Source organism: Gordonia sp. DT219, from assembly GCF_049847065.1.
In the GTDB taxonomy this organism is placed as follows: domain Bacteria; phylum Actinomycetota; class Actinomycetes; order Mycobacteriales; family Mycobacteriaceae; genus Gordonia.
In genome coordinates this window covers 329,370-348,984 of the sequence record NZ_JBNCNR010000001.1, presented here as the reverse complement: position 1 = coordinate 348,984, position 19,615 = coordinate 329,370, and the positions used below count along the sequence as shown (strand labels likewise).

Here is a 19,615-nt window from a genome sequence, read left to right as displayed (position 1 = left end):
CTTGTGCCGGACCAAGCCCTCATCCGCGACGGCCGACGCTGCCGCGAGGATAGTAAAGATTCGCATCCGAAAGGTTGTACGTGGCAGCCACCCAGACCCGCCAGAACGACGCCGAGGTCGAAGACCCGACGACGTCGACCGCTCCCACGGCGGACAAGGCGCCCGCGAAGAAGACCGCCAAGAAGGCACCCGCGAAGAAGGCCACCGCACGTAAGGCCGCCAAGAAGGCGCCGGCCCGCAAGACCGCAGCGAAGAAAGCCGGCCCGGCCGCCGTCGGCGAGGACGCCGACGCCGAGCCCACCTCGATCGAGGAACTCGACGGTCCCGATGCCGAACTCGACGACGTCGACATCGACGCCGATGAGCCGGCCACCGAGGACGAGCCCGCGCAGACCACCGCGGCCGTAGGCAAGACGGCCGGCGCGTCGGCTGCGAAGGCCAAAGACGATTCGAAGAACTCCGGTGACTTCGTCTGGGACGAGGAGGAATCCGAGGCGCTCCGTCAGGCGCGCAAGGACGCCGAGCTCACCGCGTCGGCCGACTCGGTACGCGCCTATCTCAAGCAGATCGGCAAGGTCGCTCTCCTCAACGCAGAAGAGGAGGTCGAACTGGCCAAGCGCATCGAAGCCGGCCTGTTCGCGACCGAACGGCTTCGGCGAATCCTCGCCTCCGGCGAGAAACTCAGCACGGCCCAGAAGCGTGACCTCAACTGGGTCTCGCGGGACGGCAACCGCGCCAAGAACCATCTGCTCGAGGCCAACCTGCGGCTGGTGGTGTCGCTGGCCAAACGCTACACAGGCCGCGGTATGGCCTTCCTCGATCTCATCCAGGAAGGCAATCTGGGACTGATCCGTGCGGTCGAGAAGTTCGACTACACCAAGGGCTACAAGTTCTCGACGTACGCGACGTGGTGGATCCGCCAGGCGATCACGCGCGCCATGGCCGACCAGGCCCGGACCATTCGCATCCCGGTGCACATGGTCGAGGTCATCAACAAACTCGGCCGTATCCAGCGCGAGTTGCTGCAGGACCTGGGTCGCGAGCCCACCCCTGAAGAACTCGCGAAAGAAATGGACATCACGCCGGAGAAGGTGCTGGAGATCCAGCAGTACGCGCGTGAGCCCATCTCCCTGGACCAGACCATCGGCGACGAGGGCGACTCTCAACTCGGTGACTTCATCGAGGACTCCGAGGCGGTCGTGGCGGTCGACGCAGTGAGCTTCACGCTGTTACAAGATCAGCTGCAGTCGGTGCTCGAGACACTTTCCGAGCGTGAGGCAGGAGTTGTGCGGCTGCGTTTCGGTCTCACCGACGGGCAGCCCCGCACTCTCGACGAAATCGGTCAGGTGTACGGCGTCACCCGTGAACGCATTCGCCAGATCGAGTCGAAGACGATGTCCAAGTTGCGACACCCCTCCCGCTCGCAGGTGCTGCGCGACTACCTGGACTGAGCCGGGAGCCGCGCGGCCCGCGACAAGTTCGGCACCGGCTTCGGGCAACGGCTCCATGCCGTATTGCCGGCAGCACCGTATTGCCAGTAGCCGACGCCGTGTTACAGGTGAGTGACGACACAGCGCGGCGTGGCTTTGGAACAATACGAAACCCGAAAACGTCTGACACAGTGAGGTTGACGCATCGCCCGGATGCGTCGGCTCACGAAGGAAAGGCACGAGAGGTGCCGGACCGGGATGGAGGAAACCATGTCAGACATCGCGACCACACCCCCGATCTCCCTGCCGCTGACCGCATCGGACCGCTGCGATCGCTGTGGCGCCGCGGCCAAGGTGCGTGCCGTACTTCCCAACGGCGGCGAACTCCTCTTCTGCCGGCACCACTTCAACGAGCACGAGACGCGTCTCGTGGAGATGGCTGCAACGGTGGACGAGTCGGTCGGAGAGCTCGTCTGATACCCACCCACGAACATGAAGCGAGGCCCGGCGGGACACACTCCGCCGGGCCTCGCTCATGTTCCGGCCGCTCATGTTCCGGCCGCTCATGTTCCGGCCGCTCATGTTCGCCCGCTCATGTTCGGGCCGACCGTGTGCCGGCCGAACGGTGAGCAGGCCTCAATGCCACTCGCGCAGCGCCTGGATTCGCTCGCGGAGCTGCTCGGCGGAGGCCATCACGGTCGGCGGACCGCCGAGTTTGCTCCGCAGCTCGTTATGCACCACGCCGTGTGGTTTACCCGTCCGGTGATGATGCATCGCCACGAGGGTGTTGAGCTCTTTGCGCAACGCGTGCAGATTCTCGCCGGCGCCGCGGTCGGCCTCGGTTGCCGAGGCCGGCGCAACAGTGGCGGCGGCATCGGCGGAACGGCGATCCACCTGTTCCTCCTGGCGCCGACGCAAAAGCGCGCGTACCTGCTCGGCGTCGAGTAGTCCGGGCAGGCCGAGATAGTCCGATTCCTCATCGCTCCCCGCGAAGGTCGCCGTCCCGAACGACGAGCCGTCGAAGATCACCTGATCGAGCTCGGCGTCGGCGTGCAGCGACTGGAACCCGTTTTCGTCCTCGCCGGGCTCGTCCTTCTGCTTGTTGGCGTCGACGAGCAGAGCATCGTCGAGTCCGTCACTGTCCCGATGTGGTTTACCGAGGACGTGGTCGCGCTCGGCCTCCATCTGGCTCGCGAGATTCAGCAGCACCGGAACCGACGGCAGGAACACGCTCGCGGTCTCCCCCGGCCGGCGAGACCGGACGAACCGACCGATGGCCTGGGCGAAATACAGCGGTGTCGAGGAACTTGTGGCGTACACGCCGACCGCCAGACGCGGAACGTCGACACCCTCGGACACCATGCGCACCGCGACCATCCACTCATCGTCGGACGCGGCGAACTCGGCGATCCGCGACGACGCCTTCGGGTCATCGGACAGCACGAGCGTCGGCATCTTCCCGGTGATCGCCATGAGCAGCTCGGCGTAGTCGCGGGCCACCGCCTGATCGGTTGCGATGACCAGTCCGCCCGCGTCGGACATGCCGCCGCCCCGGATCTGGCCCAACCTGGTGTGGGCCGCCTGCAAGACGGCCGGAATCCAGTCACCGTGCGGGTCGAGCGCAGTGCGCCAGGCGCGGGCAGTGTGTTCGGCCGACAACGGCTCACCCAGCCGGGCGGTGAACTCCTCGCCTGCGTTGGTGCGCCAACTCGCCTGACCCGAATACGCGAGGAACACGACCGGCCGGACGACCCCATCGGCGAGCGCGTCGGAGTAGCCGTAGGTGTGGTCGGCTCGCGAACGCAACACGCCGCCCTCTTCGGGCTCGTAGGTGACGAACGGAATGGGCGAATCATCGGAACGGAAGGGGGTGCCGGTGAGTGCGAGTCGTCGCTGCGCGTCGTCGAACGCCTCTCGGATCGCCTCTCCCCACGACTTCGCGTCGCCGCCGTGGTGGATCTCGTCGAGGATGACCAGGGTTCGTCGGTTCTCGGTACGTACCCGGTGCCGGGACGGATGAGCGGCCACCTGCGCGTAGGTCAGCGCGACCCCGTCGTAATCCGAACTCGTCTGGCCCGCCGCATTGCGGAACCGGGAATCCAACGAGATACCCACCCGCGCGGCGGCCTCCGCCCACTGATGTTTGAGATGCTCGGTCGGTGCGACCACCGTGATCTGCTCGACCGTCCGGTCGTCGAGCAGCTCACGCGCCACGCGCAGACCGAAGGTGGTCTTACCCGCGCCCGGGGTGGCCACCGCCAGAAAATCCTTCGGCCCCCGGGCCAGATACCGGGTCAGCGCCCGCCGCTGCCAGGCGCGCAGTGGCGGGCCCGAAATAGTGTCGGCGACAACGTCTTCGGCAGAGGTCACGGGCTACTGACTCCGGATCATCGGGGATGTGGGATTCCGTCGGGGGCACCCGGCGACGCCCGGACGACAACACGCGTCGGGGCGCACCGCCGGCACACCTCGCGGACCCGTCAATGTTACCGAGCGGTCCGGTGACCCGTGTGGCCGACACGGTGTGAGGCACGCCGGAGGCCGCGCGACATGCCGATCCGCGTGTCGGTGCGGTCGTGGTGCGCATCACAGACGGCGATCGTGGATGCTGGACTCATCAGTACCCGACGCCGAAACCCCGCCCCGATGACTCCGGATGACGTGATGTCCCCGGCGTTCCACCGTGCTGCGCGGCATGACGCGGCAGGCGGCCGACTGCCCGAGGACCGGCCACCCGCGACCGGCGCGAGCGAGACGGGGACGAGCAGGACGGGGACGAGTGAGACGGGCACGGGCGCGGCCGGGACCAAACCGGTCACGCGTGTGCCCCGGCCCGAACGTACGGAGGCGCCCACCACGCCCCTGCGCAAACACCGGCACCCGGCGCCGGTGTCGTCGGAATCCGACACGCACGGCCGGGATGACCCGACGGTCGAGCGGCCCGACAGTCCTGGGCCACCGGTATTGCGCAACATCCCCAGGCTCATCTGGCGGACCATCGTCAAGTCCTGGGACGACGGGATCGTCGGCTGGGCCGCGCAGGCCGCGTTCTGGCAGGCGCTGTCACTGCCACCACTGCTCCTCGGGGTGCTGGGCAGCGTCGGCTATCTCTCGGGGTGGTTCGGCCCCGACACCGTCGACGTGATCTCCGACCGCATCCTGGCGTTCGCCGACCGCACCTTCTCCGCGAACGTCGTCAACGACCTCATCCGGCCCACGGTCGACAACGTGCTCGGCCGCGGCCGGGTCGGCGTCATCTCGGTCGGTTTCATCCTGTCGCTGTGGGCCGGGTCGTCGGCGGTCTCGTGTTTCGTCGCTTCCATCGTGCGGGCACACGATCAGCACGAGGTGCGCAATCCGGTGTGGCAACGCATCTTCGCGCTGCTGCTCTATCTGGCGTTCCTCACCGTGGCGGTACCGTTGTTGCCGCTGGTCGCACTCGGACCGAACTACCTGCGCGCCATCGTCCCCGAATCGTGGCATCCGCTCGTCACCAATGCGATCGACTTCGGGTATTTCCCCTTCGTGGCGTTGCTGCTGATGCTGGTCCTGACCACGCTGTATCACCTGGCACTGCCCAATCCGCTTCCGTGGCACCGACTCGTCGGCGGAGCGATCGTCGCCGGCATCGTGTTCTGGGTGGCCAGCTACTTTCTGCGGTTGTACCTCGCCGCCATCACCCGGGCGGGCTACACCTACGGTGCACTGGCGACGCCGATCGCATTCTTGCTGTTCACGTTCTTCCTCGGCTTCGCCATCGTCATCGGCGCCGAGTTCAACGCAGCCGTGCAATCACTATGGCCTGCGCAGCCCGCGGTGACCGCCCAGGTGCGCGACTGGGTGCATCATCAGACCGCAGGTGTCACCGGACAGTTGAAAACACTGCCGGAGCGGCTCTCGAGTGGGCCCGTCGGCCGGCGCAACAACAAACCGCCCGACAATCCGTGAACAGCCATCCGTGCCGACGACAGCCGTCGACACGGCACGCTCACTCCTTGCGCATCCGGCTGTAGATCTTCTTGCACTTCGGGCAGACCGGCGAGCCGGGCTTGGCCGAGCGCGTCACCGGAAAGGTCTCTCCGCACAGGGCGACGACGTGCGTCCCCATGACCGCACTCTCGGCGATCTTGTTCTTGTTCACGTAGTGGAAGAACTTCGGCCGGTCGTCATCACCGCGGTCGGTGGCGTCGGCGTCGGGGCGTTCATCGGTGGTGGTGTCGGTCCGCTCGTCGACGTCGGGCCGCTCGATGGTTTCGGTGGGCATGACAACCATTGTGCGCCACACACGCCCCCGCCGCCCGATCGCCCCGGCGGATCCACCCACGACCGGACGGTGCGCCCGTCCGGCGAAAGTGGGACAGTGGAGTCATGGCTGAGCGGGACGAGAGCGAGCAGCAGTCCGGCAGCGGACGTGGGAAGGCGGACGCCTTTCTCATCACCGGTGCGCCGACCCCGTACGACGAGCAACACCGGGCTCGCGTCCACAAATATCTGGCTTTGATGGCATTCCGGGTTCCGGCTCTGATCATCGCGGGCATCGTCTATTCGTCGACCGGATCCGGGTGGTGGGCCCTCGGCATCATTGCGGCGTCGATCCCGCTGCCCTGGATCGCGGTACTCATCGCCAATGATCGGCCCCCACGCAAACGCGGCGAGGTTCGGCACTATCTCTACGGCGCCGAGCATCATGTCGTGGGGCCGCAACCGCTCGGTTCGAGCGCGAAAACGGGCATCGTCGAGTCCACGCCGACCGACATCCCACGGGGTAGCTGACCGCAGTCGGACGGCCCGATCATCTCAGCAACTTCTCAGAACGTCGCACCACTGCGGCGAACGAACGCGCAGGTCAACACCGCTGGCCGTGATGCGAGGCGGCCGCCGGGGCGGGAACTTTCCCAAGGGTCATGGCGTTGGACCCTCTGAATGCACTCAAGTCAGGAGGCCGGAATGTCACGCTCCACCCTTGCTCGCTCCACCACCCCCACCACCGATCTCGCCGCCGAGCCCACCACCTCCACTCGTCCTGCCATGACCGAGCAGGATCTCGATGCCCAGTCCCCCGCCGCCGATCTCGTGCGCGTCTACCTCAACGGAATCGGCCGCACCGCGCTGCTCAACGCCGTACAAGAGGTGGAGCTCGCCAAGCAGATCGAGGTCGGCCTCTATGCCAAGCACGTGCTGGCCACCCGCAAGCGTCTGAGCGCCGTGAAGAAGCGAGATCTCAACACGATCATCCGCGAGGGTGAGGCAGCCCGATCGCACCTGCTCGAGGCCAACCTGCGTCTGGTGGTGTCGCTGGCCAAGCGTTACACCGGCCGCGGTATGCCATTGCTCGACCTGATCCAGGAGGGCAACCTCGGACTGATCCGCGCGATGGAGAAGTTCGACTACGCCAAGGGCTTCAAGTTCTCGACCTACGCCACCTGGTGGATTCGCCAGGCCATCACCCGCGGTATGGCCGATCAGAGCCGCACGATCCGACTCCCCGTCCATCTCGTGGAGCAGGTCAACAAGATCGCCCGCATCAAGCGGGAACTGCACCAGCAGCTGGGTCGGGAGGCAACCGACGACGAGCTGGCCAGCGAATCCGGCATCCCGGCCGAGAAGATCGCCGATCTGCTCGACCACAGCCGTGACCCGGTGAGCCTGGACATGCCTGTCGGCAGCGACGAAGAGGCTCCCCTGGGCGACTTCATCGAAGATGCCGAGGCGACTTCGGCGGAGAGCGCGGTCATCGCCGGCCTGCTGCATTCCGACGTCCGCGCAGTTCTGGCGACGCTCGACGAACGCGAACAGCAGGTCATCCGGATGCGTTACGGCCTCGACGATGGCCAGCCCCGCACCCTCGATCAGATCGGCCGCATGTTCGGACTGTCACGTGAACGGGTCCGTCAGATCGAGCGTGAGGTGATGGGCAAGCTGCGTCAGGGAGATCGCGCCGAGCGGCTGCGCGCCTACGCGAGCTGATCGCGGTTCGCGGCCGGCGCGGCCGCGAACCTGCGGTCAACTCGACCCTGCGGTCAACCCAAGCGTCTCGGTCCGGTGTCCCTCCGGGAGGGCACCGGACCGATGCGTATCTGGGCATTGAGAATTGCGGCACCCTCCGGCGCGGCGAGAATAGGATCGCAGATGACCTCGCGGATCTCCGGAATGTCGTCGACGAGTGTGGAGATCCGCCGCAGCAGGTCGACCAGGCTCGATTTCTCCGCCGGAGCCTCGCCACGAAATCCGTCGAGTAGCGGTGCGGACCGGGGCGCGTCGACGAGGTCGGCGGCATCGCGATCCGACAACGGCACCGCGCGGTAGCCGCGGTCCCCCAGTAATTCGAAGGTGCTGCCGGACAGTCCAAAGGAGATCAGCGGGCCGAACGATGGGTCGTCCCGCATGGTGATGACGGTTCCGACGCCCTTGGGTGCCATCTTCTGCACGTGTAGCACCTCGTCGCCGGTGAGCTCGACCAGGTCGGCGAACGCAGTCACCACCGCTGTCGCATCGGGTAGATCCAGCCGCGCACCTTCGCGGTCGAGCCGACCCCGCCAGTCGGGCGAGGTCGCCTTCACCGCCACCGGGAAGCCGAGTTCACGGCCGGCGGCGCTGGCCTCATGCATGGTGCGGACCTCACGAAACGGCACGACGTCGATCCCGTACCACCTGAGCAGACGCGCGGCCGCGACCTCACCGAGCAGATGTCCCGACGGGGGTTCGGAGCCGACATGCGCGTCGTCCTCGGCACCGGCATCGCCACCGGCCATTGCCTCGCGTACGAACATGCGCGCGGCTTCCGGATCAACCCCGGCGGGCCGGTTCATCGTCGGTTCGGGCCGATTGCGCCAGCGCGCGTACTGCCATGCATTTGCCAGCGCCGACGCCGCCCGCTCCGGACTCCCATAAGACGGAATGGAACCGCGCTCGGGCAGCCCGCTCGGGCCTGGCCGCATCAATCCGGGTGGGATTCCCTCGACGGCCAGAAAGGTCGTGACGATGGGTTTCGCACCATCGCCTGCCGAAGTGTTCGCCGCGGCCATCAGCGCACGCGCATGCCCATCGGCGTCGACGGCAACCGGTGGGACGAACACCACGATGATCGCATCGACCTGCGCATCGGCCATCGCCGCGGCGACCGCCGACTCGAATTCCGCCTCCGACGCGCCGGCACCGAGGTCTACTGCGTCGATGACCTCGAGCCCACCGACGCGTGCGGTGTCGGCGGCGAGACTGCCGAGCACCGACGAATTGCCGATGATCCGGGTACGTGGACCCCGAGGCAGCGGCTGATAGGCGAAAATGGTTGCGCAGTCGAATAATTCGGGAATCGTGTCGACCTGGATGACACCTGCCTGCTCGAGCACCATCTGCGCGATGCGATCGTCGAGCGTGGCCGCGGCCGATCGTGCCGCACGCACCGGAGAGAGTGCCCCGTTGCCGGACTTCACCGCGACGATCGGCTTGGTACGCGATACGCGCCGCGCGATGCGAGAGAACTTGCGCGGGTTACCGAAGCTTTCCAGATACAGCAGCACGACGTCGGTGGCGGTGTCGCTATCCCAATACTGCAGCAGATCATTACCGGAAACGTCGGCACGGTTGCCGGCCGAGACAAACGTCGACAACCCGATCTGCCGACGCGCGGCGGTGTCGAGGATCGCAATCCCCAAGGCGCCGGACTGGCAGAAGAAGCCCACCCGGCCCGCGGCCGGGATGCGCGGTGCGAGAGTGGCATTCAGTGCGATCTGCGGATCGTTGTTGGCGACCCCGAGCGCGTTCGGCCCGACCAGCCGCATGCCGTGTTCACGGACCTGCTCGAGGAGTCGCCGTTCGCTCTCCAAACCGGCCCGACCGGATTCGGCGAACCCCGAGGACACGATCACCAGCGTGCGAACCCCTTTGACCAGGCAATCATCGAGCACGTCGTCGATCACTGCGGCCGGCACGGCGACGACGGCGAGATCGATGGGATCCGGGATGTCACGCACGGTCTCATACGCGCGGATGCCGCGCACCGACGGCGGTCGTTCACGCTCCCGACGGCGCGGATTACCGTGTGCCACAGTGCGTCGTCTCGGTTGCTGCCGAGCGGCTGCGGTGTCGGTCGTCGCCTCCTCGTCACCCTCGTGGTGGCCCGGTCCGTTGACCGGGAAGACCGGGCCGGTGAATCCACCGGCGATGATGTTGGCCAGCAAGGCGTTTCCGACCTTCTCCGGGTCGGCGGACGCTCCGATCACCGCCACCGACGTCGGCCGCAGCAGATTCGCCACGCTGCGAGCCTCCGACGCGCGCTCGCGCGCGTTGCGCACCGACAGCAGTGCCTCGGTGGGATCGATGGTGAACTCCACGTGCACCGTCGCGCCATCGAACGCACGGGAGACCTGGTAGCCGGCATCACGAAACACCGCGACCATGTTCGGGTTCTCACTGAGGACTTCGGCCTCGAAGCGGGTGAACCCGTTCTCGGCGGCGGCGCCCGCGAGGTGCTCGAGCAGGATCGGCCCCAGTCCGCGGCCCTGATGATCGTCCGCGACGACGAAGGCCACCTCGGCCGACTCGGGTTTGCCGTCGGCGGCCAGACCCTCGTATACGCCGATCGCGATGAACTCCCCACCCAGCACCGCAACCAGCGCGACACGCTGCTGATGGTCGACTGTGGTCATCCGGACCACTTCGCGCGGCGGCAGCGTCGGGGTGGGACCGAAATAGCGCATGTAGCGGGTACGTTCGCTCAGCCCGGCGTGGAACCGGACGACCCGGTCGGCGTCGTCGGGAACGATCGGCCGCAGGTGCACCACCCCGCCGTCGCTTGCCAGTACGTCGGCGATCCAGTGGCGCGGGTAGTCCCACGGTCCACGAGGCATCGGGCCTTCGACGGAACCACCGCCGGACGCGCCATCCGGGGACGCGCTGCCCCTGTCCTCGGAGTTCGATCGCTGTTGCTCAGTCACGGGGATCCTCCGGGTCGAGTCCGTGTAGCGGGAACACCGCCGTGCGGGTGGCCATGATGGCGCGGTCGGTCTGTCGCAGTGCCGATTCGGCGATGCCCGGTGGCGGGTCCTGCCCGGTGTCGCCGTCCCACGCGACAAAATCGATGTCGCCGTCATCACCCATCGTGCCCACCGGTGGTGCCGAATATTCCGAGTAGACCGTGGCGGCGACCTCGCCGGCGGTGGCACACCACGAGTCGTCGATCGTGGTGTCGACGGGGACGTCGCGGTCGAGCACGATTGCGAGCAGATGCGCCCAGCTGCGCGGCACCACATCGACCACCCCGTAACCGCCGCCACCGACCGCGATCCAGCGACCTTCGCAGTATCTGTCGGCGAGTTCACGCATCGCCATCATCGCGGCGCGTTGCCCGTCGACGGTCAGCGCCAGGTCGGTGAGCGGATCGGCGCGGTGGCTGTCGGCTCCGCACTGACTGATCAGGATCTGCGGCGCGAAGGCACCGATCATCGACGGCACGACCGCGTGAAAACCTCGTAGCCACAGCCGATCCGGGGTGTCGGGCATAAACGGAAGGTTTACCGCGGTGCCGTGCGCGGTGTCGTCGCCGACCTCGGTCGGCCAGCCGGTGCCCGGCCACAAGGTGGCCGGATGCTGGTGCAGCGAGATGGTCATGACGCGCGGGTCGGCGACGAATTCGGCCTGCACCCCGTCCCCATGGTGTGCGTCGATGTCGACGTAGGCGATCCGGTCGTACCCGTTCGCCAGCAGCCAGCGGATGGCGACCGAACAGTCGTTGTAGATGCAGAAGCCGGCGGCGCGCGACTTCATCGCGTGATGCATGCCGCCCCCGATGTTGACCGCGCGCCGCACCGATCCCGATGCGACGGCCTGTGCGGCGGCGAGCGTTCCGCCAACCAGTAGCCGGGCCGCCTCGTGCATTCCCTCGAACACCGGGTTGTCGGCGTCACCGAGTCCGAACAGTCGCTCCAGCAACGGCCCCGACAGTGAGGCGGTCCCCGAACCCACAGCCCGGACCGCGTCGATGTATTCGCGAGAATGAACGGGGATGAGCGCGTCGTCGTCGACGTTCAGCGGCTCGGCAACGTCCACACCATCAAGCACTCCGAGACTGCGCGCCAAGGTCATCGTCAAGGCCAGCCGAACGGGATTCATCGGATGGGTGTGCGCCCACCGGTAGGACAGGAAATCCTCGCTCCAGATAACCGCTGCACTCATCGAGTGCTCCACTGATTCGGCACCAGTTCAGGCTAGTGGGTCGCGCGGATGGCGGGAGCACTTCGCCGTCGCGGCGACGACACCCATCCCGGCGCGTGTGGCTTCGACCGATCCCGTCGCTGGTCAGGGTAGCCTTGGAGGCGACGAAGGGACCGCGCACAGTGAACGACCTGGTTGACACCACCGAGATGTATCTACGGACGATCTACGACCTCGAGGAGGAAGGGATCGTCCCACTGCGTGCCCGCATCGCCGAGCGTCTCGATCAGAGCGGGCCGACGGTATCCCAGACGGTGGCGCGCATGGAACGTGACGGCCTGTTGCGGGTGGCCGGGGACCGCCATCTCGAACTCACCGACAAGGGCCGCGGCCTCGCGATCGCGGTGATGCGTAAGCACCGCCTGGCCGAGCGCCTGCTGGTCGATGTCATCGGGATGCCCTGGGACCAGGTGCATGACGAGGCCTGCCGGTGGGAGCACGTCATGAGCGAGAACGTCGAACGACGCCTGCTGGCAGTACTCGACAACCCCACCACCTCGCCCTACGGCAACCCGATCCCCGGTCTCGAAGCGCTCGGCGGGGAGTCGCCGGCCGCGATCGACACCGCGACCCGCCTCTCGGATCTGCCTCAGGGCGATCCGGTAGCCGTCATCGTGCGGCGTGTTGCCGAGCACGCCCAGTCCGACCGCGACCTGATCGCCGGTTTGCGCGAGGCCGGCGTCGTGCCGAACGCCCGGGTGACGGTGACCTGCACCCCGCAACGGGTGGAGGTCGACACCCCAGGCCACGAGGGCCTCGTGCTGTCGGCGGAGATGGCGCACTCGATCTTCGTCGAAAAGGTCTGATCGGCGCACGCAACCGGTGCTCATCACCCGACGGCGCGCAACGTGGCGCCGGGAATGGGAACGCCGAGATCGGTCGCGATCTGATACGAGTCATCGATCATCTCCCACAGCAACGCGGGCTGGGCACCACTGCGCAACGCCTGATCGAGTAGGACTGCCAGTGCCCAGTCGGGGTCGGCGTCCAACGCGCAGTCCAGGGACACCCCCGCATACGCGCCTTCCCCACCGATGTAATGCAGGTGCGCGAGAAGTGTTGCTGCGCTAGCCTTTCCGGTCCCTTGTAGCCTCCGTGTGAGCATCCGCCACAGTCGCTCGGCGTCCGGACGCATGTCGGTCACCGCACACGCCAACGCCGCATCGCGAACCGCAATGGTGGTGATGGCCGCTTCGAGCATGGCCATGGTGTGGCAGTCCGGCACCGAGGGGTCACCCATCGCGTCGAGCACCACCCGCAGCAGATCCGCGGGGCCGGTGATCCCGACCGCTCCCCGGCCCGGATTCTGTTTGCGAGCATCGCATACGGCCGACTCGCAATGCGGAAGCGGCGTGAGCATGGCCGCGATCTCCGACCGATCGGCCAATATCCGCCGTCCCGTCGAGACGGCTTCGGCCACCGCCGTCGGCGACGTGCGGGGGTCGGCCATGGTGCCGACGTCGTTTCGTCGGTCCCAGCGCGCGGTGGTCGGCCCCCGGCCCGACTGCCAGATCAACTGCCACGGGGCGTGCTGCTCGAATCTGGTGACAACGAAACCCTGTGCCAGGCCGCCCGACTCGTACAGAGAGTCGTGAGCCAACGACATCACCCGTCGATAGCGCGGGTCGGCCGGACCATGCCGGTCATCGACGATCACCCCGACGACCGGCCCCCCGCCGTGCCGGTGCACGATCTGCCCGAGACCCTCGATGACGGCCAGCAGGTCCTCGGCGGGCCGCCCGTCCGGCGTCAACGACAGGTCGTAGCGCATTGCGACCCGGACGCGTGTACGCGAACGCAACGCGACGAGGATCAGCGAGTGGTCAGGCAGGAACCCGAGCATCGCGGGCAGTGCGCTGAGCAGAGTGGTGGCATCGATGAGGGAGTGCGACTTTCGCGTCATGCACCGATGGTGATCGGAAGCGGGGCCCGATCAGCCCACGCAGGCCTTGCCTGCTACCGGATATCCACAGACCCGCCCCCATCCCCAGCCGCACCCATCCCCAGCCGCACCCATCCCCAGCCGCTCCGGGCGCCGACACCACCGGTCAGCCGAAGGCCGCGGTCACCGCCTTGCCGAACAATCCGTCGAGTCCGGCCGCCGCCGACGGGTCGATCGTGCCGTCACCGGGCCACCGGTACTGCGCATACACCCGGACGCCGCCTTGCTGGGCGAGCAGGGTCAGGCTGCTCGTGACCGTCTGATGTGCGGGATCGCCGGTGCGGACAGTCCGGTGCAGCGCGGCCGTGACGACACCGGCGGGGGCACCCGCAGGCGCCGGCCGGATCTCCGTCTGCACGAGACCATCCGCATCTTCGCCACCGATCCGGCTCTCCGGGCAGCGTCGGGCCTGGGCGATCACATCGCCGAGGGCGTCGTGGACGTGGGCAACCGCCGACGTGTAGGACGTCTCGCCCCCGTTGACGACAACCGAATACACCACCGCACCGGCCTCTTCCGGCGCGGTCGGGGCACAGCCGGCGGGATACCCGACGACCGGATCACTCCCGCTGAGACCGCCCAGGGCGAACGGCACAGCGGTGTCGGGCACGCGGGTGGCACCGGACACCGGGAAGTCCTGGGCCGACACACCCCGCCCGGCAAGGTCGCCGCCAGAATCGCCCTCCGCCTGACCATCGATGACGCAGCCCGCAAGCAACGCCACCACCATGGCACCGAGTACGACAATCAGCCGGCCGCGCCCGAAAGCCGGCGACCTGCCCCGAACCATCATCTGCCCACTGTGCCATCACGGCGCACCAGTGCGGGCCATCACGGCGCACCAGTGCGGGCCATCACGGCGCACCAGTACGGACCATCACGGCGCACCAGTGCAGGCCACCACCGCGCCGGCAGGCCGGGAATCCCGGGGCGCGGCAGGTCGTTGTAGCCCCAGAAACCCCTGCAAAACCGGCCGGCACGACCGCCCGGATTGCAGAATTGGCCCGCGATGGCACAAGTGCGAGACAATTGGTCCGTACCGTGACACTGCTTCGTAAGGTGACGCCGCTTCATGGCGTGACACGCTGAGGCCAATACTTCGAGGAGGGAATGACATGGACGAGCAGCCCGCCGACACCGGCTCACGCGATGACGGCACCCGCGACGACGGCTCGTTGTACGAGCTTGCCTTTCCCGCGCCGGCGATCGGCCGGCAGGGACCCGAGACGGGCCCCGTGCTGATCCACGCGCTCGACGGGTTCGCCGATGCCGGACACGCGGTGGCACTGGCCGCCACGCATCTGCGCGACAGCCTGGAATCCGATCTGGTGGCGACCTTCGACTCCGACGAACTGATGGACTATCGCTCCCGGCGCCCGACGATCACATTCAGCGGCGAAACCTTCACCGATGTCGAGATGCCGTCGTTGACCCTGCACGCCGTCCGGGATGCGAACGACCGGCCGTTCCTGCTGCTCTCGGGCTCGGAACCGGACCTGCGCTGGGAGAAGTTCACCGAAGCGGTCCGTCGCCTGTCCGACCGCTTCGGCGTCACCGACGTCGTCGGGCTCAACGCGATCCCGATGGCCGTCCCGCATACGCGTCCCGCGTCGATCACCGCACACGGCAGCGACACCGAACTGCTCGGTGAGCTGCCGCGCTGGGGAACGCCGATGAAGCTGCCCGCCAGCGCATCGATGCTGCTCGAAATGCGTCTCGGACAGGGCGGCCGCCGCGCGACGGGACTGTCGGTACACGTACCGCATTACCTCTCGCAGACCGACTATCCTGCCGCCGCGTCCCGATTGCTGTCGGCCGTGACCTCGCTGACCGGCCTGGATCTACCCATCGCAGCGCTCGACGCGGACGCCGAGCGGGTTCGCGAACAGGTCGACACCGAGGTCTCGGGCAACGCCGAGATCGAGACGGTGGTCACCGCCCTCGAGCAGCAGTACGACGCATTCCAGCAAGCACAGACCGAGCGCGCGTCGCTGCTCGCGACGGAGGAGTCGCTGCCCAGTGGCGACGAACTCGGGGCCGAACTCGAACAATTCCTCGCAGATCTGAACCACGACGCCGACCAGAACCACGGCCAAGCGCCTGGCGGCGGCTCCGATGACGATGACCCGAACGGCGACGCCGGCGGTCGATCATTTCCGAGCTGAGCACGCCCGATCCGAGCGCCCCCGAACTGAGCGTCACCGATCGGGATTCTCCCTCACCGCTGGCGCCGACCGCCGACGAGGACGCTGCATTCGACCTCTTCACCCGGTGGTGGTCGGCGCGCGGGATCGACTTCTACCCGCACCAGGAGGACGCGCTCCTCGATCTCGTGTCGGGCAGCAACGTCATCCTGGCCACGCCCACCGGATCGGGAAAGTCACTCGTCGCCTCCGGCGCGATCTATTTCGCGCGATGCCGGGGCCTGCGTGCGTTCTACACGGCCCCGATCAAAGCGCTCGTCAGTGAGAAGTTCTTCGATCTGTGCGACCAGTTCGGCGCCGAGCACGTCGGGTTGCTCACCGGCGATGCCGCGGTCAACGCCGACGCGCCGATCATCTGCGCGACCGCGGAGATCGTGGCGAACCTCGCTCTGCGTGACGGGGCCGCCAGCGACATCGGGGTGCTGGTCGCCGACGAGTTCCACTTCTACGGTGAGCGTGATCGCGGATGGGCCTGGCAGGTGCCGCTCATCGAACTCCCCCACACCCAGTTCCTGCTCATGTCCGCGACCCTCGGCGACGTGTCCTTCTTCGTCGACGACCTGCGTCATCGGACCGGTCGGGACACCGTCGCGATCACCGGCACCCAGCGTCCGGTGCCGTTGGAATACGCGTATGCGATGACGCCGATCCACGAGACGATCGAGGATCTGATCGACCGGGGCCGCGCCCCGATCTACGTGGTGCACTTCACCCAGGCCGCGGCCGTCGAACGCGCCCAGGCCCTGTTGTCCGCGCGTATCTGCGACAAGACCGAGCGGGCCGAGATCGCAACGGCCATCGGTGATTTCCGCTTCTCCACCGGATTCGGGTCCACGCTGTCGAAGCTGCTGCGAGCGGGCATCGGAGTCCATCACGCCGGGATGCTGCCCCGCTATCGCCGACTCGTCGAACGCCTCGCCCAACGCGGACTGCTGAAGGTGGTGGCCGGCACCGACACCCTCGGCGTGGGCATCAACGTGCCGATCCGCACCGTACTGTTCGCCGGCCTGAGCAAATACGACGGCACTCGCGTGCGCCGGTTGCGTGCCCGCGAGTTCCATCAGATCGCCGGGCGGGCCGGCCGAGCCGGTTTCGACACCATCGGCTACGTCGTCGCCCAGGCACCCGAACACGATGTGGAGAACGCGCGCGCGGTCACCAAGGCCGGCGACGACCCCAAGAAACTCCGCAAGATCGTGCGCAAGAAGCCGCCCGAGGGATTCGTGTCGTGGGGCGAGAAGACCTTCCTGCAGCTCGCCGAAGCCCCTGACGAACCGCTGCGCTCACACTTTCAGATGACCACCGCGATGCTGATGGAGGTACTCGGCCGCCCGGGCGACTGTTTCGCCGCGACCCGGCATCTTCTCGAGGACAACCACGAGCCACGCGCGCGGCAGCTCTACCACATCCGGCACACGGTCGCGCTCTATCGCGATCTCCGCAATGCCGGGATCGTGGTGCAGTTGGCCGAGCCGGACAATGACGGACGGCATGTGGCACTGTCGGTCGACATGCCGGAGAACTTCGCCCTCACGAACCCGCTGTCATCGTTCGCGCTCGCGGCTTTCGAACTCCTCGATCCATCGTCGGACACCTACGCTTTCGATGTGGTGTCGATCCTCGAATCGACGTTGGAGGACCCGCGTCCGGTTCTGATGGCCCAGCGCAAGGCGGCCCGGGACGCAGCGGTCGCCGAGATGAAGGCTGACGGCATCGAGTACGAGGAACGGATGACCCGGCTCGAGGAGATCACCTGGCCGCGGCCGTTGGCCGAGGAGATCGCCTACGCCTTCGACGTCTACCGGCGCGGGCACCCGTGGGTGTCGGCATTCCCGCCGAAGCCGAAATCGGTACTGCGCGAGATGCTCGAGCGTGCGATGACCTTCACCGAACTGATCTCGGCGTACGGGCTGGCGCGCAGCGAGGGTGTCGTGCTGCGCTACCTCTCCGATTGCTATCGCGCTCTGCGGCAAGGACTCCCGCTGGCCGTGGCCACCGACGCGATCGAGGACATCACCGATGCCGTCGGCGCGATGATCCGCGACGTCGACTCCAGTCTGCTCGACGAGTGGGAGGCACTGGCCCGCACCGCAGAGCAGTGACCCGCTCCCCCGCCGATCACTGGGCCCGGTGATCAGGCGGAGACCGGCTCACTGAGCGGGCACACCCGCACCGGGGCGATCTCGGCCACCAGTCCGGCGATCGCGGCAGCAAGCCGGCCATACGGTTCGCCACGCCCCGAGGATTCCCGGTAGACCAGCCCGATCCGCCGGCCCGGACGTGGCACGGTGAACCGTGCGGTCGCCAGCTCACCACCTGCGGTCTCGGATTCGATGGCGGTCTCGGGAATCAACGTCACCCCCAGTCCGCCCTCGACACACTGCACGGCAGTCGCCAGTGATGCCGCCCGGGTCTGGCCGAGGTCGGGTGATACCCCGGCCAGCCGGCACACCTCCAACGCCTGGTCGCGTAGGCAGTGTCCCTCGTCGAGCAGCAGCAGCGGCAGGTCCGCGAGGGTACTGGGATCGACGCGCTTGCGGCCGCCGAGCGGATGACCGGCCGGCAGCGCGAGCACGAAGTCCTCGTCGTACATCGGGATCTCGGTGAGTCCCGCGGTCTCGGCGGGCAGTGCCATGATCGCCACGTCGAGCGAGCCCTCACGCAGGGCCGCGAGCAGGCGGGCGGTCTGGTCCTCGACCACCCGCAGGCTCAGGTCGGGCAGTCGTCCCGGAAGGCCGCGCAAGACCTGCGGCAGGATGTAGGGGGCGACGGTCGGTATCAGCCCCAGTCGCACCGACCCGGCCAGCGGATCCCCGGCGCCGGCGGCGGCGGCCAGGAATTGATCGGCGGCGTCGGTCACCGCGATGGCCTTCGGCAGGAGCAGCCGACCTTCTGGAGTCAAGAAGACACGCCGAGTTGTGCGCTCGATGAGTTTACGGCCCAATCCCGCTTCGAGACCCGCGAGGGCCTGCGACAGCGACGGCTGGCTGATACCGAGTTCTGTTGCCGCCGAACCGAAATGAGGTTTTCGCGCCAGCACGACGAAGGCACGCAGACCAGTCAGCGACGGTTGATAACTTTTATCGGACATGCCTATCAGTATAGTGCGAACTATCACGTTTCACTTTTGCCGGGTCATAGGCAGAATGGTTGCGTAAGCACCACCGTCACGGTGTCGCGATCCACACCGGTTTCGCGGCGCCCTGTGCGCGAGAAGAAGGAGAGATTCACACAATGGCTCTGCTCACGATCGGCGACCAGTTCCCCGCCTACGACCTCACCGCTGTGATCGGCGGTGACCTGTCCAAGGTCGACGCCCAGCAGCCCGACGATTACTTCACCCAGATCTCCAGCGACGATCACCCCGGCAAGTGGCGGATCGTGTTCTTCTGGCCCAAGGACTTCACCTTTGTGTGCCCGACCGAGATCGCCGCATTCGGCAAGCTCAACGACGAGTTCGCCGACCGGGACGCCCAGGTGCTCGGCGCATCGGTCGACAACGAGTTCGTGCACTTCCAGTGGCGCGCCCAGCACGAGGACCTCAAGACCCTCCCGTTCCCCATGCTGAGCGACATCAAGCGTGAACTCGTCTCCGCCACCGGCGTTCTCAATGCCGACGGGGTCGCCGACCGTGCGACCTTCATCGTCGACCCGAACAACGAGATCCAGTTCGTGTCGGTCACCGCCGGCTCGGTGGGCCGCAACGTCGACGAGGTACTGCGTGTGCTCGATGCGCTGCAGTCCGACGAGCTGTGCGCCTGCAACTGGCGCAAGGGCGATCCCACCATCGACGCCGGCGAACTGCTGTCCGCCAGCGTCTGAGAGGA

The 19,615-nt window shown here is 67.3% G+C and carries 16 protein-coding genes; 9 read left to right on the top strand and 7 right to left on the bottom strand.

The genetic code is table 11. The annotated features are described in order from the left end of the window. The first annotated feature begins 80 nt into the window (after positions 1 to 80). Both ACPXB3_RS01710 and ACPXB3_RS01705 read left to right on the top strand, forming a co-directional pair. On the top strand, positions 81 to 1,451 hold the full coding sequence (locus ACPXB3_RS01710) for an RNA polymerase sigma factor (protein ID WP_425703449.1): 1,371 nt from the start codon (positions 81 to 83) through the stop codon (positions 1,449 to 1,451). A gap of 249 nt (positions 1,452 to 1,700) precedes the next feature. Further along, entirely contained in the window at positions 1,701 to 1,907 is a 207-nt protein-coding gene (locus ACPXB3_RS01705) for a DUF7455 domain-containing protein (protein WP_425703447.1), read from the top strand. Between the two features lie 159 nt (positions 1,908 to 2,066). Here ACPXB3_RS01705 and ACPXB3_RS01700 read toward each other — a convergent pair whose 3' ends face one another. Next, positions 2,067 to 3,800, bottom strand: coding sequence for a DEAD/DEAH box helicase (locus tag ACPXB3_RS01700; protein WP_425726116.1), 1,734 nt, complete (start codon positions 3,798 to 3,800; stop codon positions 2,067 to 2,069). A gap of 276 nt (positions 3,801 to 4,076) precedes the next feature. On the opposite strand from ACPXB3_RS01700, the gene ACPXB3_RS01695 reads away from it, so the two are divergent. After that, positions 4,077 to 5,378, top strand: a complete 1,302-nt coding sequence (locus ACPXB3_RS01695; RefSeq protein ID WP_425703444.1) for a YhjD/YihY/BrkB family envelope integrity protein — start codon at positions 4,077 to 4,079, stop codon at positions 5,376 to 5,378. A 40-nt stretch (positions 5,379 to 5,418) separates the two neighbouring features. Here the strand turns inward: ACPXB3_RS01695 and ACPXB3_RS01690 are convergent, their stop codons facing one another. Further along, positions 5,419 to 5,694, bottom strand: a complete 276-nt coding sequence (locus ACPXB3_RS01690; RefSeq protein ID WP_425703442.1) for a DUF3039 domain-containing protein — start codon at positions 5,692 to 5,694, stop codon at positions 5,419 to 5,421. A gap of 104 nt (positions 5,695 to 5,798) precedes the next feature. Between ACPXB3_RS01690 and ACPXB3_RS01685 the strand changes: the two genes are divergently transcribed. Continuing rightward, positions 5,799 to 6,203: a DUF3099 domain-containing protein gene (locus tag ACPXB3_RS01685; RefSeq protein ID WP_425703440.1), complete on the top strand. Its 405-nt coding sequence runs from the start codon at positions 5,799 to 5,801 to the stop codon at positions 6,201 to 6,203. Between the two features lie 174 nt (positions 6,204 to 6,377). After that, positions 6,378 to 7,397, top strand: a complete 1,020-nt coding sequence (locus ACPXB3_RS01680; RefSeq protein WP_425703438.1) for a sigma-70 family RNA polymerase sigma factor — start codon at positions 6,378 to 6,380, stop codon at positions 7,395 to 7,397. A 53-nt stretch (positions 7,398 to 7,450) separates the two neighbouring features. On the opposite strand, the gene ACPXB3_RS01675 is transcribed toward ACPXB3_RS01680, so the two are convergent. Together ACPXB3_RS01675 and ACPXB3_RS01670 are read right to left on the bottom strand one after the other, a co-directional pair. Next, the gene (locus ACPXB3_RS01675; protein ID WP_425726406.1) at positions 7,451 to 10,279 is read right to left on the bottom strand and encodes a GNAT family N-acetyltransferase; all 2,829 of its coding nucleotides are present in this window, start codon (positions 10,277 to 10,279) and stop codon (positions 7,451 to 7,453) included. A 79-nt stretch (positions 10,280 to 10,358) separates the two neighbouring features. Then, positions 10,359 to 11,603 (bottom strand): acetoin utilization protein AcuC, encoded by a 1,245-nt coding sequence (locus ACPXB3_RS01670; RefSeq protein WP_425726114.1) that lies wholly within the window; start codon positions 11,601 to 11,603, stop codon positions 10,359 to 10,361. Positions 11,604 to 11,764: 161 nt separating this feature from the next. Here ACPXB3_RS01670 and ACPXB3_RS01665 point away from each other — a divergent pair, with 161 nt between their 5' ends. Beyond that, on the top strand, positions 11,765 to 12,448 hold the full coding sequence (locus tag ACPXB3_RS01665; protein ID WP_425703435.1) for a metal-dependent transcriptional regulator: 684 nt from the start codon (positions 11,765 to 11,767) through the stop codon (positions 12,446 to 12,448). Between the two features lie 23 nt (positions 12,449 to 12,471). On the opposite strand, the gene ACPXB3_RS01660 is transcribed toward ACPXB3_RS01665, so the two are convergent. Together ACPXB3_RS01660 and ACPXB3_RS01655 are read right to left on the bottom strand one after the other, a co-directional pair. After that, on the bottom strand, positions 12,472 to 13,545 hold the full coding sequence (locus tag ACPXB3_RS01660) for a DUF4192 domain-containing protein (protein ID WP_425703434.1): 1,074 nt from the start codon (positions 13,543 to 13,545) through the stop codon (positions 12,472 to 12,474). Between the two features lie 145 nt (positions 13,546 to 13,690). Beyond that, the gene (locus ACPXB3_RS01655; protein ID WP_425703432.1) at positions 13,691 to 14,377 is read right to left on the bottom strand and encodes a hypothetical protein; all 687 of its coding nucleotides are present in this window, start codon (positions 14,375 to 14,377) and stop codon (positions 13,691 to 13,693) included. A 322-nt stretch (positions 14,378 to 14,699) separates the two neighbouring features. Between ACPXB3_RS01655 and ACPXB3_RS01650 the strand changes: the two genes are divergently transcribed. Both ACPXB3_RS01650 and ACPXB3_RS01645 read left to right on the top strand, forming a co-directional pair. Further along, complete coding sequence (locus tag ACPXB3_RS01650) at positions 14,700 to 15,749, top strand: PAC2 family protein (protein ID WP_425703430.1); 1,050 nt, start codon at positions 14,700 to 14,702, stop codon at positions 15,747 to 15,749. Positions 15,750 to 15,775: 26 nt separating this feature from the next. Further along, positions 15,776 to 17,890 carry a DEAD/DEAH box helicase gene (locus ACPXB3_RS01645; RefSeq protein WP_425703545.1) on the top strand — a complete coding sequence of 705 codons (2,115 nt, stop codon included), beginning with the start codon at positions 15,776 to 15,778 and terminating at the stop codon, positions 17,888 to 17,890. A gap of 32 nt (positions 17,891 to 17,922) precedes the next feature. Here ACPXB3_RS01645 and ACPXB3_RS01640 read toward each other — a convergent pair whose 3' ends face one another. Continuing rightward, entirely contained in the window at positions 17,923 to 18,879 is a 957-nt protein-coding gene (locus tag ACPXB3_RS01640; protein WP_425703428.1) for a hydrogen peroxide-inducible genes activator, read from the bottom strand. A gap of 143 nt (positions 18,880 to 19,022) precedes the next feature. Between ACPXB3_RS01640 and ACPXB3_RS01635 the strand changes: the two genes are divergently transcribed. Next, a complete protein-coding gene (locus ACPXB3_RS01635; RefSeq protein WP_425703426.1) occupies positions 19,023 to 19,610 on the top strand; it encodes a peroxiredoxin in 588 nt (195 codons plus the stop codon). Positions 19,611 to 19,615: the final 5 nt, after the last annotated feature.

Excerpts from the sequence above, each read along its gene's own strand:
- ACPXB3_RS01690 (WP_425703442.1), bottom strand. The coding sequence starts at position 5,694 with ATGCCCACCGAAACCATCGAGCGGCCCGACGTCGACGAGCGGACCGAC.
- ACPXB3_RS01675 (WP_425726406.1), bottom strand. The coding sequence starts at position 10,279 with ATGCCTCGTGGACCGTGGGACTACCCGCGCCACTGGATCGCCGACGTA.
- ACPXB3_RS01635 (WP_425703426.1), top strand. The coding sequence starts at position 19,023 with ATGGCTCTGCTCACGATCGGCGACCAGTTCCCCGCCTACGACCTCACC.
- ACPXB3_RS01685 (WP_425703440.1), top strand. The coding sequence starts at position 5,799 with ATGGCTGAGCGGGACGAGAGCGAGCAGCAGTCCGGCAGCGGACGTGGG.
- ACPXB3_RS01640 (WP_425703428.1), bottom strand. The coding sequence starts at position 18,879 with ATGTCCGATAAAAGTTATCAACCGTCGCTGACTGGTCTGCGTGCCTTC.
- ACPXB3_RS01695 (WP_425703444.1), top strand. The coding sequence starts at position 4,077 with ATGACTCCGGATGACGTGATGTCCCCGGCGTTCCACCGTGCTGCGCGG.
- ACPXB3_RS01670 (WP_425726114.1), bottom strand. The coding sequence starts at position 11,603 with ATGAGTGCAGCGGTTATCTGGAGCGAGGATTTCCTGTCCTACCGGTGG.
- ACPXB3_RS01680 (WP_425703438.1), top strand. The coding sequence starts at position 6,378 with ATGTCACGCTCCACCCTTGCTCGCTCCACCACCCCCACCACCGATCTC.
- ACPXB3_RS01655 (WP_425703432.1), bottom strand. The coding sequence starts at position 14,377 with ATGATGGTTCGGGGCAGGTCGCCGGCTTTCGGGCGCGGCCGGCTGATT.
- ACPXB3_RS01660 (WP_425703434.1), bottom strand. The coding sequence starts at position 13,545 with ATGACGCGAAAGTCGCACTCCCTCATCGATGCCACCACTCTGCTCAGC.
- ACPXB3_RS01705 (WP_425703447.1), top strand. The coding sequence starts at position 1,701 with ATGTCAGACATCGCGACCACACCCCCGATCTCCCTGCCGCTGACCGCA.
- ACPXB3_RS01650 (WP_425703430.1), top strand. The coding sequence starts at position 14,700 with ATGGACGAGCAGCCCGCCGACACCGGCTCACGCGATGACGGCACCCGC.